A 14076-nucleotide genomic window follows, 5' to 3' on the forward strand; every position below is an offset into this window, starting at 1 on the left:
GCTATCCATCCCCTCACTAAAGTAAGGGAATTTCCGCCAAATCGTCATTAAACTTAATTAAGCTTTCTTTGTTCTAATAGTAAATCTATTTTTTTTGCCACTTCTGCGCTTATTATCACGATTATTTCTATCGTGCTTATTAAATCTCTTACTACGCTTAAAGTTATCATTACCGCGACGATAATTTCCATTACGACGACCTTTTTTACGGCGAGGTAGTGGTTTTTCTGGTGTAATCTTAACAGGAACATCAGAAGCATCCTTCTTAGTCATATTATTCAAAAAGGCTGCTACTACTTCAACTGCATCATATTGTTCCAATAGTGCTTGTGCTTGTGCTTCATAGCGTTCTGTATCTGTATCAGCTATTAAATCTTTAATATCATCTAAAGCACTTGAAACTTGTCCAATAAATGCTTCATCTTGAGTTGGTGGCTTCAATGGATCCATGCGTTTCTTAGTTAATTTCTCGATAACACGTAGGTAATCCATTTCGTTAGGTGTAACAAATGTTACGGAAGTTCCATGGTGTCCTGCACGACCAGTTCTACCAATACGGTGAACATAACTTTCCGGATCTTGTGGAATATCATAGTTGTAAACATGAGTAACTCCTGAGATGTCTAAACCACGGGCTGCGACATCAGTTGCTACTAAGATATCCAAATCTCCATTTTTAAACTTACGTAATACGTTCATACGACGTTGTTGAGTCAAATCACCATGAATGCCAGCTGCATTGTAACCACGTGCTTCTAAACCTCGAGAAAGTTCATCAACACGACGCTTAGTTCTACCAAAAACGATTGTTAATTCAGGAGCTTGAACATCAATCAATCTAGTCATAATATCGAATTTTTCAAATTCTTTTGTCTTCACAAAATATTGATCAACTAAATCTGTTGTTAACTCTTTAGCTTTGATTTTTACAATTTGTGGATTAACCATAAATTTTTCGCCAATCTTCAAGATTTCTTTAGGCATAGTTGCTGAGAATAATAAAGTTTGACGTTCAGCTGGTACTGCTTGGATAATCTTTTCAATATCATCCAAGAATCCCATGTCTAGCATTTCATCAGCTTCATCTAAAATCAAATGTTTAACATGAGCCAAGTTAATTGTTCCTCTTTGAATATGATCAAGTAATCGTCCTGGTGTTCCTACTAAAATATGTGGTGTGTGTTGTTCAAGTTGCTTAATTTGACGTCTAATGTCAGCTCCGCCATACACAACTTGGACCTTAGCTCTTTTTTCTTTTCCTAAATGAAAAAGTTCTTCTTGTGTTTGAATTGCTAATTCACGAGTTGGTGAGATTATTACTGCTTGAATTTGTCTCAAATCCAAATCTAATTGTTGTAATACTGGCAAACCAAAGGCTGCAGTTTTACCGGTACCTGTCTGTGCTTGTCCAATTACATCATTACCAGCTAAAACAAGTGGTATTGTTTCTGCTTGAATAGGAGTAGCTTCTTCAAAACCACTTCTCTTTACAGCCTTTAACAAACTTTTATCTAATCCTAATTCGCCAAATTTCAAAATTCTTCCTCCTAAAAACAATAGAAACCGAAATGGTCTTGCGCGTCATAACCATTCATTCGGCTTCTATTAACGTTCAGCCATTATTAAGGCTTCTTTCTCATCATAAATTTACTCTAGATTGGCATTCAATGCTTAAATTAATTCACTTACAACGTTTTCCAAATGAATTCCGTGACTAGCTTTTAATAAAACAATATCATCAGGCATTAATTCATTTTTTAAATCAGAAGTTAAAGTTAGTAAATCATCTTTTTGATAGTGATGAATTTGAGTTTCATCAAATTTCTCTCTTAATTTTTCAGCTAAATACCCCATAAGTTCTCCACATAGATAGACACTGTCTATTCTATCAGGATTAATAGCTTGGGCTAAATCACTGTGCATTTCAGCAGCTTTCTCACCTAATTCAAGCATATCACCTAGAACAATAATTCTCTTTCCTTCAGTTGGAACTTGTTCAAAAGCATATAAAACTTCTTTAACTGCTGTTGGATTTGAATTATATACATCGCTCAAAATCTTTGCACCATTTTTAGCTTCTAACCATTCTGTTCGATTGGCTGTTAAATCAAATGATGCTAAAGCTTTTTGCATCTTATCTACTGGTATATGATAAATATTACCCACACTTAAAGCTGCTAAAGCATTGAAAACATTATATGCACCAATCATATTGATCGTGAAATCTACTTCAGGCCAAGTTGCTACTTTAAAACTTGTCTTAGTAGCATCACTAACAATATCCATTGCACGCATATCATTATTATCAAGGCTACCAAAGGTTAGTACTTCTTGACTAACTTCTTTAGCTTTTGTAGTCAATAATGGTTCGTCACCATTAATTACCAATTCTCCATCTTCTTTTAAACCATGTGTAATTTCCATCTTAGCGTCAGCAATATGATCTCTTGTTCCAAAGAATTCTATATGCGCTTCACCAATCATAGTAATTACTGCAACATCAGGTTCAGCTAATTTACTCAAAAAATCCAATTGACCATAACGATCCATACCCATTTCTACTACTAGAACTTCTGTATTAGGTTCCATACTTAAGATTGTCATAGGTACTCCAATTTCATTATTGAAATTAGCAAAAGTCTTATGAACATTGAACTGTGTAGCCAACACTGCTGCTGTCATATCTTTTGTTGTAGTTTTTCCGTTACTTCCTGTAATAGCTACTACTTTAGGATTAATTTTCATTAAATAATGCTTACCTAATTGTTGTAGAGCAACTAAAGTATCAGAAACAGGTAATACTGCAATACTATCTGGGATATTTTCAGAATGATCTTCTTGCCATAGTGTAGCAACTGCCCCACCATTGATTGCAGCTTCTACATACTTATGACCATCATTTTCAGCCACCAAAGGAATAAACAAAGCACCAGACTCGATTTTACGGCTATCGAAGCAAACACTTGTAATTGAAATATCTTCCCATTCTTCTTTAGCTTCGATATTGAGTGCTCGTGCTACTTCGGCTAATTGCATTTTCATGCTCAAACCTCTCCCTTTCAATATTATCAATTTGCAGGTATATTTAACCTCTTAATCATTATAATTATAGTAATCTACCAATTTAGAGTTCTAAATCATTGTAACATATTAACCAGAGTAATGCTTTAGATTTATCATCAATCTTTCAAAGTATTTTCAAAAATTTTCAAAACTTGTGGATTTTTCATAATATCAAAATATATTTCTTCAAATATGCCCTTGAACTCTGATCTATCTAGGACTTGCTTAAATATTTTTGCTACCATCTGTGGATCGTTTCCAAATGCACCACAACCAAAAGCACCTAATATTAAAACTTTAGTTTCATGATTTTTGAAAACACGCAAAGTTGCTAAAACTTTATTATATATATCTTCAGCAATCTTTTCTGCCGGTAAAACTTTATTATTTTCTCGCATTGAAGTTACATCAGGTGCTGCCACAGATACAACATCAGCAAACTTTCCTTTCAAGATTTGGTCTTCTTTTTCATCGCGAATAAATTTAATATCACTAGCATAAATTAAATATGGACTAAATAAAAAATCATTGGGGTTTTGAATATTATGATAATAATATGTCCTGCGGTACTTCTTTAACTCTGGGTATAGAAAACTATTTCGGCAAATTGTTTGTTCTTGCGCATTTACACCATGTTGAAAATTTCCGCCAATTGTAACCGGACTTGCAAAACTCATTACTCCTAGTTTCTTATCTTCAGGAACCTTAAAAATTCTATAAAGTAAATTTTCATCCTTTACCACTATCTTAGTTTCATATTGATTTAATGTTTCCGTTTCTACAGGTAATTCTGTAATTAATTCCGAAGATTGTGGTAGTTGTCGCATTTCTACTTGATATATATTCATCGTTTTATGCGCTAATAATTGTAATCTCTCTTTATTCATCATTTCACCCCTCTATTTTTTAATCTAATTTTAATTTTATCATATAAAAAATAAAACTCAAATTTCTTATCTTAGTAGCAAAAAAGCAGCATTAACGAGATTATTCATCAAGTTAATGCTGCTTGTTTGTTATTCATTTAAATTAATTATTCGCCTGTTTGCAAAATCCATAAGAAGATTAAAAATACGAAGAATAATACATACATCAAAGGTGGAACTTCTTTACCACGTTTTGCAGTAATCATTGTGATTGGGTAGAAGATAACACCTAATGCAATACCATCAGCGATACTGTATGTTAATGGCATAGTTGCAAGAATAACGAATGATGGAATAGCAATTTCCAACTTATCCCAGCTAATACGTGCCATGTTACCTGCCATTAAAACACCTACCATAATCAAAGCTGGTGCTGTAACGTATGATGTAACTACTGTTAACAATGGTGAGAAGAACATACCTAAGATGAACAATACACCAGTTGTAACAGCCGTTAAACCTGTACGTCCCCCTACCGCAATACCAGCAGATGATTCAACATAAGCACCAATTGGAGATGTACCTAAAACAGAACCCACTAACATAGCACTGGAGTCAGATAGTAAAGCCTTACCTACACGAGGCATCTTGTTATCCTTCATGAAACCAGCTTGTTGTGCTAAACCAACTAATGTACCAGCCGTATCGAAGAATGTTACCAATAAGAAAGTAATTACAACTACGACTAATTGCATTGTATTAATATCTGTAACATGCTTGATTGCTTGACCAAATGTTGGTGCTAAACTTGGAGCAGATGAGATGAATTGATGTGGTGCTGGAATTAAACCTGTTACCATACCAATGATTGCAGCTACAAGCATAGCGATAAAGATTGCACCTGGAACGTTTAATAACATTAATACTGCCATTAAAACAAAACCAATAATTGATAACCATGTTTGACCTTGGAATGTTCCTAAACCAACTAATGTAGATTTGTTAGCAACGATAATGCCTGCACTCTTCATACCGATAAAAGCAATGAATAAACCAATACCAGCAGAGATAGCATATTTCAAGTCTTGCGGAATAGAGTCAATGATCATTTCACGTAACTTAAATACTGTAATTAATAAGAAAATAATGGCTGCAACAAATACACCAGCTAATGCTGTTTGCCATGGAATACCCATACCAATAACAACTGAATAAGCGAAGAATGCATTAACACCCAATCCTGGAGCTGTTGCAATAGGATACTTAGCATAAAGTCCCATCATTAAACATCCAAAGGCACTAGCCAAAGCTGTAGCTGTAAATACAGCTCCTTTGTCCATATGGGCAGCCCCTAAAACTGTCGGATTAACGAACAAAATGTACGCCATTGAAATAAATGTGGTAAAGCCGGCTAAAATTTCACGTCTAATTGTGGAACCGTGCTTATCAATACCAAAGTATGAAATAATTTTATCTTTCACAATAATTCTCCTCTTTCGGTTTTAATAAGAAATAAGTACATTCAACTTAACTTACAATGTAAATATACACTAAAACACGAATATTGTAAATAGTATTTACCAAAACATTCTAAAAAAAATAGTGAAAACCCATTCTTTCAATTGAGTTTTCACTATTTTTTTCGTAATTAGCGATAATTCTCCTATTCAGACGCACTAACTGTTGTTTTTGGAGATAAATTCCAATTAATATCTTCTGTAAAGCTCGTTCCAGCTGCCAAAGGATTGTGATAACCTTTGAAAGTTACTTTAGCATTCAAAGGTAATTTTACGGTTTTACCAGTTTCATCTACACTTGCAACTTCTACTGGTGTAGTCGTTAAGTTTTTACCAAAGATATTTAATTGTCCATTCAACTTAGCAATACTGTTATTACCAGTTTCTTCAGTACTAGCCGAAACCTGCCAAACATTCTTACTTACAATTGGAATAGAGACAGAAATGTTGTCATCATTCTTTGTTAAAGATTCAAAACTTCCGCCATTATAGATATCCTTTGCTGGAATAGTTCCGAAATCTATCTTATCTGGAACTTTTAAAGTTGGTGTTTGAATTTGAACCAATATTGGATTAGTTAACGCCTTTAAATCTCCACCAAATCTAATTTTCATCATCAAATAAACTTTCTTATCCTCACTATTTTGAGTAGCAACATATTTCAAAAAAGAACTATTCTCTGGAAAACTCATCCAATCACTTCCCAGAATCCCCGTACTATTCTTAGTATCACTAAAATCTTTACCAACTTCTTTTAATGAACTCTCGTTATCACTAGTTGCATAATACCAAGTATATGTCAGATTACTACCAATATCAGAAATAATAGTATCAACATACTTCCCGTATAAATAATCTTTAGTATTAACTGTTGTCTTTGATAAATTAGTGTCATCTAAAACGATGTTTCTTAATCCACCATAAAAGAATTCTGTCTTCTGTGGTGCGGAAGGAAGGTTATACGTCATAGTCGCTCGTAAACCATAATCATCATTATTTAGCGGAAGTAAACCTTCAATTTGATTTTCAATTGCTTCTGCATCACTATAAATCGTATATGAAGTTTTAAGTACATTACTATCTACTGTCTGAGCACCAACTACAACTGTACTAGCATTTTTAAAAAAATTATTATTTACAGTTATAATTGAATCACCTTGGACCGCTGGTGAACTAAAGGTTAAATTACTAGATTCCCCCACATAGTATTCTCTTGATACATTTATTCGTGTAACACTAATCTGATGCCATCCAATTACTGGACTGATCAACATATACTTGTATGTACTATCATCTGCTACCCCATTTGTTTCATGGAAACCTGTACTACTATTGTCATACATACACAATTGAAATTCGTCTCCACTATCTTCTGGAATATTAACCTTAACTTCCCATAAAGCTGACCTAGAATATGATGTTACCTTATTTATGGTTACATTATCACTATTCAAATCTTTTCCGCTATATTGATCATTAGTTTTTGATAAAATATAGAATTTTGTTTGTGATTTATCCCAACTTCCAAACGCAATTAGATTAAACTTCAGATAGATATTATTTCCATCCTTACTTTCACTAATTAAATTGTTAGAATCTACCATATATCCATATGGATTAGGTGAAAAAACACCTCGTTTTTCACCTTGCGTCCATTGAGCAAATTCTGTGGGCCAAGCTATTGCAGATGATGTTGCCCCAACTATAGGAGATGAAGAAGCCGACGAGGAATTTGCAGTTGTCGATGTCGTAATGGAAGAAGTAGTAGAAGAAGTATCAATATTATCAGCATACACATACCTGACTCCTAACATTGCCACAATTATTCCTAACAGTAACCACATCCAAGTTGATCTACCATTTTCTCTGAGTCTTAACATATAAATCACTACTTATCCTTTGTTTTTAAATTTTGCTTTTGTCTTACTATCACTACTACCAATCCTACAATGATAATTACTAGAATTAGTATTACTATCCACATTACCATTGAAATTCCTAACCAACCTGTGCGCTTAGTCAATGGCACACCTTGTTGGGCAGTAATTGTAAAGTCTTTTACTAAATGCCATTTTCTTTTACCTGATTGTAGGTGCATATCTATTGTATACTTACCTGCTCCAAGTTGGTTACTACTATCGGAGGATAAAAAATTAAAACTAGAATTAGGAGCTACTTGATAATTATTTACACTCTTGTGAACCAATGTTTTCGTGTGATTCTTCTTAGTTATCTTTGAATCTATTGATAACTTACCAAACATTACTGGTTTCACATTATGTAATTTAGCAGTAATTTCAGGTCCATTCTTCACCGTTACTTTATCTAGTTCCATTTTAGCAATTCGTTTGACTTTAGCTTGTTCAGTTAAAATAATTGGTAATGTCATAGAAAAATGATTTCTTGTATTCATACCACTTTTTTCATTAACATAAGCATTCGTCAATCGTTCTACATAAATTCCCCCAGCAATCGTCCCTGGAAATTTTTGCTTTGGCACTTTTAAATTTACTGTAACTTCAGAACTTGAACCAGCTTTTACTGTGACTTTTTGTTTCAACTCTGTTTTAGAAATGAAGTCTGTAAGTTGATACTTTGCTGTCGTATCTTTTTTATTTTTGAAATTAGTATAATTGATTGTACCATTGTCATTTGTAGTTGCATTTCCAACTTTAATCAAATACTCTATATCTTGATTTTTGTTCAAATTAGAAATCTTTACTTTTACAGGTACCGTTGTTGATTTTTTTACATTTAAATCAAAATATCCTGCATCATCCTCTTTTTGTTCATGAGAATATACAGGACTTATTGTAAATTCAGCTGCATTATTAGATATATTATCAGCATTTACATGTGGTAACTGTAAAAAACAAATACATAGTACAATGCTTAGACATAGCTTTACTATCGAATTTGTTTTCAACTTTATCATACCTAACTTAATTAATATTATTCACTTTTTTTTGATGAATCTGTTGTTGCTGCAGTTAAATTCCATGTCAAATTAGCTGTGTAGCTACCAGGAACAATTGCATCATGTCCGTTGAATTTCAAACTTGCATGTTTAATTTCAGAAGTTGCTGTACCTTTTTTAGCACCTGTTGAAGTTGCTACTTGATTAGAAGTGCTATTTGGTAAAGCTAAACTTGTTGTTGAATTAGTCCATGTCCAACCTTCAGCAGCTCCATCAGAAAATTGAAATGTAAGTGGTGTAAAGGTAATAGTACCATTAATTTTACTATTGCCATTTGTAAAAGCAGTTGTATTTGTAACTGCTAAGTTCCAACCTCCACTGCTTAAACGTGTATCATTAACTACAACAGTATTGTTACCGGATAGGTTTGATTCAGTTGTACCACCACTAAAAATAGTACCTGCTTTAACAGTATTAAATGGGAAACTAGGCACAGCATCTAAAGATAATTTAGCAGTTGTATCTGTACTCTCATCTTGAATATTAAGAGTTGCTGTACTCTGTTGATTGTTAGTATCTGCCTTCACTGCTGGTACACTCAAAACTAAAACTCCACCGAGAGCTAATGTTAATAAATTTAACTTTGAAAATAACTTCATTATATTAACTACCTCCTAAAAAATTATATTTTTTACAACCATATTATAACACTTTTAAACAACATAACATCAGACATTTTGAGAAAAATGTTTTTTATTATCTATACATATCGATTTTAAAATATCATGCTATCATTGCTATGATGGCCCTTATTTGAAATTCATTTATTTTGATGGAGATTATTTTTATTTATTAACAAATTCATTTATTTTAATCGATTATAAGTTTATTATTTATAATAACATTACTTAGCCTTATACTTATAGAAAGGAGGATTTTTTATGTCAACCTCTATTGGAGTTAGAAAATTAGTTGAATTTATCCTGAAAAAAGGAAATTTAACATCTAATACTAATTCACAAAATACTGCTTTAGATGGGATCAACATTCATCAACGATTACAGAAAAAATTCTCTAATGATACAAAATCGGAAATTGCTTTGAAAAAAGAATTAGACATTGATGGTGAAACTTGGATTATTCATGGAAGAGCTGATGGAATTAAATATATCGATGACCGACCACAACAAGTTATCGAAATAAAAACTTCTAGTCCTGAATTTTCAGAATTAGCTCCTAATACTCTCGAACTTTATTGGGCTCAAGCTAAAATTTACGCTCATATAATTATGGAACAAGAGCAACTGCCAGAATTATCTCTTAAATTGATTTATGTACAAACTACTGATAATACAATTTCTGAAGAAACTCAGGTTATTAGTCAAACTGATGCTCAAAATTTCTTTGACAACATTATTGCGGAATTTACAAATTGGATAAAACTTCAGCATCAACTCCAAAAAGAACGCGATCATTCTATTAACAAATTGGATTTTCCATTTTCATCTTATAGGAAAAATCAACATGAATTTGCTGCTGCAGTTTATAAAACAATAGCTTTAAATAAAAAATTATTAGTTGAAGCCCCTACTGGAACTGGGAAAACTATTTCAACTATTTTTCCTGCAGTCAAGGCTTTAGGTACTAAAAAATGTCAAAAAATATTCTACTTAACTGCTAAACAAAGCACTCGTAAAGTAGCTGAAGAAACTTTACAGTTATTGGTAAAACATGGACTTTCTATTACTGCAATTACCCTAACTTCTAAAGAGCAAATTACATTTCCTGAAGAATTAGATTTGGCAGACGATGAAAATCCTTATTACTTGGGTTATTATGATCGCCTACGACCAGCTTTGATAGATATTTTAACCAATGAAAAAGTGATTACCCGGAAAATTGTGGAAAATTATGCTAAGAAACATATGCTTGATCCTTTTGAATTTTCTCTAGATATTAGTAATTCTTGTGATGTAGTAATATGCGATTATAACTACCTTTTTGATCCTTTAGTTAAGTTACAACGATTCTTTACAGAAAGAAACTATGATTATACTTTTTTGTTAGATGAAGCTCATAATCTAGTTAGTCGTTCTCGAGATATGTATACTAAAGAAATTTCTTCACAACAAATCAAGGATTTATTAGACAAACTCCAAACGCTGCCACATCCACCCCAAAAGATTGTGGATAAGCTAAATACTCTTTTAAATGATTTTGATTTGATTAAGGAACCCTTAGTTAATTATCAACAAGCTGACGTAATAATTGAGGAAAAACTTGCCTCACTGACAAAAAAAATAATGTATTTTTGTGATTTTACTACTGATTGGCTGGCAGAAAACCCACATTTTTCTCTTAAAGATGACTTACTGGAATTTTTCTTCGCCGCTTATGCCTTTGTTAAGATTAGTGATTATTACAATAATAGCTTTAGAACACATTTATTTATTACTGAAAATTCTGAGTTACTAATTAGGGTGTTTTGCTTAGATTCTAGTGAATTGATTGCTAATAGTCTTAACTTGGGAGGTAGTGCTGTTCTTTTTTCAGCGACTTTGTCACCATTAAATTACTACCAAGAAATGTTTGGATTAATTGATAACAGTTTGTTATACCAGCTATCCTCATCTTTCGATGAAAGTAATCTTAACTTGTTAATAACATCTTATATTCCTGTTACTTATCAACAAAGGCAGCAAAGTCTTGGAAAAATTATTGATGCTATTCACACTATGATTGCTACTAAGCAAGGGAATTATCTGATTTTCTTACCATCTTATACTTTTTTGAAGCAGGTAGTTGTGGCATTTAATCAAGCTTATCCACATATTGACACTGTAATTCAAGAAAACGATATGACTAGAGAACAACAGGAAGATTTTTTGAATTATTTCGTTGAAAATCCAACTAAAATTTTAGTCGGTTTTGCTGTATTAGGTGGTAGTTTTTCAGAAGGAATTGATTTAAAAGGTAATCGTCTAAGCGGTGTAGCAATAGTTAGTGTGGGACTTCCAAAATTAAGTAAAGAAACTAATGAACTCCAAAATTACTTCAATAATAAACAAAAAGATGGATTTCAATATGCTTATCAACTTCCTGGACTTAATAATATTTTCCAGGCTGCTGGTCGTGTTATCCGAAGTTCTACTGATGTAGGTGTAGTCCTTTTAATAGACAATCGTTTTGCTACTTCTAGATATGCGAAATTTTTCCCACCACATTGGAAATATGCACAGATTATTCACAATCAATATAAACTTGAACAAAACTTATCTACATTTTGGAATAAAAATAAAGACAGCTAAAACTCAAAATTTTAGCTGTCTTTATTAGAATCTAAATGATTTATGAAAATAAAATCCCTGTAACCATCGTGATGAACGTTTAATATTAAAATATGCATAAATACATAGCAATCCTGCACCGATAGTATCAGCAATTAGATCTCCCATAGTATCCATCAATGCTGCTCGACCTACAAAAGCTTTTCCTGCACTGCTAGCATAACGCTGTAAGTTCATTCCAAATAAACCATCGCAAGTAAACTCATAAAATTCCCAACACACTCCACAAAAAATTGCAAACGATAATGCATAAAGTACTAAGAATCCAGCTGGCATATGTTCTCTTAAGTGCTTAGGAACAAGCATGCCATATAGTGAAAATCCAAAACTAGCCAGTAAGGCTCCACTTATTAAATGAAGTCCCTTATCCCAATAAGGCACGCTATAAAAATGCAATAATGTACCTAGATAAACTGAACCATATATAAATAATAAATAAAACGCATTTAGGAATTTAGGCAAGTTAAATCTAAAAAGGCTTGAGGCAATCACAGGAGCTAAAGCTAGTAAAATCCCTGCAATTGTTTCTGCTATGTATAACATACTTTTATGTTCAATAAAACTTGAAACTAATGATACCAGCATTGAAATTTCAATAAATATTAGCATAATTATGTCAAATGACCAATTAAATTTTTTCATATTATAATTCACCTCACAAAAAAAACTGCTACCCACCTAATTATGAGGCAAGTAACAGTTTTTGACAAGTTATCCACAATCTTAGTTTGTGAAACCGTATTTCTTGTTGAAACGATCCACACGTCCGTCTGCTTGTGTAAACTTTTGACGACCTGTGTAGAATGGGTGTGAATCACTAGAGATTTCAACACGGATCAATGGATATGTGTTGCCATCTTCCCATTCAATTGTTTCTTCAGAATTCTTTGTAGAACCTGATAAAAATTTATAACCTGTTGCAGAGTCCATGAAAACAACTTCATGGTAATCTGGATGAATTCCTTGTTTCATTTCATTTCGCTCCTTTGCCCTGAGTCATTTGCTGAGTCAGAGTTATTCTGTGTATTACAACAAGAAACATAATAACATGTTTCAAAACATTCTGCAATAAATTTTTTATTTCATCATTTTTTCAATTTTACCACAAAATTCAGTATTATCTTGCGAATTACGTAAAAGTTGTAGCACCTGTTCAGTGTCAGAAACTAAATCATTACTCAAGTTTTTACGCAATTTCCACAATGCATCCAATTTCTCTTGTGATAATAATAATTCTTCTTTTCTTGTTCCTGAACGCTTTATATCAACTGCAGGAAAGACTCTTCTTTCTGCCAATTCACGTGATAAGTGAAGTTCTTGGTTCCCAGTTCCCTTAAACTCTTCATAGATAACATCATCCATACGAGAACCAGTATCTACTAATGCAGTCGCTAAGATCGTCAAACTTCCGCCTTCTTCAATATTACGTGCTGCTCCAAAGAATTTCTTTGGCTTGTATAAAGCTGCTGGATCAATCCCACCAGAAAGTGTACGTCCACTTGGCGGAACTACTAAATTATAAGCTCTGGCTAAACGAGTCAAAGAATCCAATAAGATAATAACATCTTGTTTATCTTCAACTAATCGCATCGCCCTTTCCAATAATAATTCTGCTACACGTACATGATTTTCAGGACGTTGGTCAAAAGTTGAGTAAACAACTTCACCGTTAACTGTTCTTTCTAAATCTGTAACTTCTTCTGGACGTTCATCAATTAGTAGTAATAGTAATTTTGCATCTGGATAATTTGCAGAAATTCCCTTCGCAATTGCTTTTAACAAACTAGTCTTTCCAGCTTTAGGTGGAGCAACAATTAAACCACGTTGACCAAATCCAATTGGTGCAAATAAATCTATTACACGTGTAGATAATTGTCCCTTAATTGTTTCCAATTCTATCTGTTTATCTGGATAGATTGGCGTTAAAGCTGGAAAATGATCACGTTTCTTAGCTTCTTCAGGATCCTTATTATTTACAGAATCAACATGTAAAATTCCATAAAATTTTTCTCCTTGTCGAGGTGGGCGAGCGGTCCCTGCAACTTCATCACCATTTCTTAAACCAAATCGTCTAATCTGTGATGCTGAAATATAGATATCCTCTTGTGATGGTCCATAATTAATAGGTCTCAAGAATCCATAGCCATCTTGATTAGGAACTATTTCTAAAATTCCTTTCATATAGAAACCATTTTTATTTGCTTGTGCTCGAATTACCGCTAGAGATAATTCTTTTTTATTCATTTTGCTATAGTAAGGAATTTTATAAATTCTTGCGTAATTATAGATTTCCTTTAGCGTCATGTTTTCCAATTCAGCAATTGTTAATTCTTTGATATCTTTATTTTCAGATGTCGCCATTACAT

Annotated in this window: 11 protein-coding genes; 1 reads left to right on the forward strand and 10 read right to left on the reverse strand. The window is 32.8% G+C overall.

Annotation, left to right across the window (positions count from 1 at the left end):
* Window positions 1-57 precede the first annotated feature (57 nt).
* The 7 genes from FC55_RS06745 to FC55_RS06775 all read right to left on the reverse strand — a co-directional run bounded on the left by FC55_RS06745 (window position 58) and on the right by FC55_RS06775 (window position 9022).
* The gene (locus tag FC55_RS06745) at window positions 58-1536 is read right to left on the reverse strand and encodes a DEAD/DEAH box helicase (RefSeq protein ID WP_003710747.1); all 1479 of its coding nucleotides are present in this window, start codon (window positions 1534-1536) and stop codon (window positions 58-60) included.
* A gap of 135 nt (window positions 1537-1671) precedes the next feature.
* The gene (locus FC55_RS06750; RefSeq protein WP_003699588.1) at window positions 1672-3042 is read right to left on the reverse strand and encodes a UDP-N-acetylmuramoyl-tripeptide--D-alanyl-D-alanine ligase; all 1371 of its coding nucleotides are present in this window, start codon (window positions 3040-3042) and stop codon (window positions 1672-1674) included.
* A 137-nt stretch (window positions 3043-3179) separates the two neighbouring features.
* On the reverse strand, window positions 3180-3950 hold the full coding sequence (locus tag FC55_RS06755; protein ID WP_035149557.1) for a TIGR02452 family protein: 771 nt from the start codon (window positions 3948-3950) through the stop codon (window positions 3180-3182).
* A gap of 146 nt (window positions 3951-4096) precedes the next feature.
* Complete coding sequence (locus FC55_RS06760; protein ID WP_003699593.1) at window positions 4097-5410, reverse strand: NCS2 family permease; 1314 nt, start codon at window positions 5408-5410, stop codon at window positions 4097-4099.
* A gap of 182 nt (window positions 5411-5592) precedes the next feature.
* Entirely contained in the window at window positions 5593-7326 is a 1734-nt protein-coding gene (locus FC55_RS06765) for a hypothetical protein (RefSeq protein ID WP_003699594.1), read from the reverse strand.
* A gap of 8 nt (window positions 7327-7334) precedes the next feature.
* A complete protein-coding gene (locus FC55_RS06770; RefSeq protein WP_003699595.1) occupies window positions 7335-8381 on the reverse strand; it encodes a DUF916 and DUF3324 domain-containing protein in 1047 nt (348 codons plus the stop codon).
* Window positions 8382-8398: 17 nt separating this feature from the next.
* Window positions 8399-9022: a WxL domain-containing protein gene (locus FC55_RS06775; RefSeq protein WP_003699596.1), complete on the reverse strand. Its 624-nt coding sequence runs from the start codon at window positions 9020-9022 to the stop codon at window positions 8399-8401.
* A gap of 282 nt (window positions 9023-9304) precedes the next feature.
* Between FC55_RS06775 and FC55_RS06780 the strand changes: the two genes are divergently transcribed.
* Window positions 9305-11671 (forward strand): helicase C-terminal domain-containing protein, encoded by a 2367-nt coding sequence (locus FC55_RS06780; RefSeq protein WP_003699597.1) that lies wholly within the window; start codon window positions 9305-9307, stop codon window positions 11669-11671.
* A gap of 24 nt (window positions 11672-11695) precedes the next feature.
* On the opposite strand, the gene FC55_RS06785 is transcribed toward FC55_RS06780, so the two are convergent.
* The 3 genes from FC55_RS06785 to rho all read right to left on the reverse strand — a co-directional run bounded on the left by FC55_RS06785 (window position 11696) and on the right by rho (window position 14071).
* Window positions 11696-12352, reverse strand: a complete 657-nt coding sequence (locus FC55_RS06785; RefSeq protein WP_003699598.1) for a hypothetical protein — start codon at window positions 12350-12352, stop codon at window positions 11696-11698.
* A gap of 81 nt (window positions 12353-12433) precedes the next feature.
* Window positions 12434-12682, reverse strand: a complete 249-nt coding sequence (locus FC55_RS06790) for a type B 50S ribosomal protein L31 (RefSeq protein WP_003699599.1) — start codon at window positions 12680-12682, stop codon at window positions 12434-12436.
* Window positions 12683-12787: 105 nt separating this feature from the next.
* Window positions 12788-14071, reverse strand: a complete 1284-nt coding sequence (gene rho / locus FC55_RS06795) for a transcription termination factor Rho (protein ID WP_003699600.1) — start codon at window positions 14069-14071, stop codon at window positions 12788-12790.
* Window positions 14072-14076: the final 5 nt, after the last annotated feature.

Origin of the sequence: Ligilactobacillus salivarius DSM 20555 = ATCC 11741, assembly GCF_001435955.1 — a bacterium.
GTDB classification, from domain to species: domain Bacteria; phylum Bacillota; class Bacilli; order Lactobacillales; family Lactobacillaceae; genus Ligilactobacillus; species Ligilactobacillus salivarius.

Coding starts and splice junctions, on each gene's coding strand:
- FC55_RS06770 (WP_003699595.1), bottom strand. CDS start 8,381: ATGATAAAGTTGAAAACAAATTCGATAGTAAAGCTATGTCTAAGCATT.
- rho (WP_003699600.1), bottom strand. CDS start 14,071: ATGGCGACATCTGAAAATAAAGATATCAAAGAATTAACAATTGCTGAA.
- FC55_RS06775 (WP_003699596.1), bottom strand. CDS start 9,022: ATGAAGTTATTTTCAAAGTTAAATTTATTAACATTAGCTCTCGGTGGA.
- FC55_RS06755 (WP_035149557.1), bottom strand. CDS start 3,950: ATGAATAAAGAGAGATTACAATTATTAGCGCATAAAACGATGAATATA.
- FC55_RS06790 (WP_003699599.1), bottom strand. CDS start 12,682: ATGAAACAAGGAATTCATCCAGATTACCATGAAGTTGTTTTCATGGAC.
- FC55_RS06765 (WP_003699594.1), bottom strand. CDS start 7,326: ATGTTAAGACTCAGAGAAAATGGTAGATCAACTTGGATGTGGTTACTG.
- FC55_RS06750 (WP_003699588.1), bottom strand. CDS start 3,042: ATGAAAATGCAATTAGCCGAAGTAGCACGAGCACTCAATATCGAAGCT.
- FC55_RS06780 (WP_003699597.1), top strand. CDS start 9,305: ATGTCAACCTCTATTGGAGTTAGAAAATTAGTTGAATTTATCCTGAAA.
- FC55_RS06785 (WP_003699598.1), bottom strand. CDS start 12,352: ATGAAAAAATTTAATTGGTCATTTGACATAATTATGCTAATATTTATT.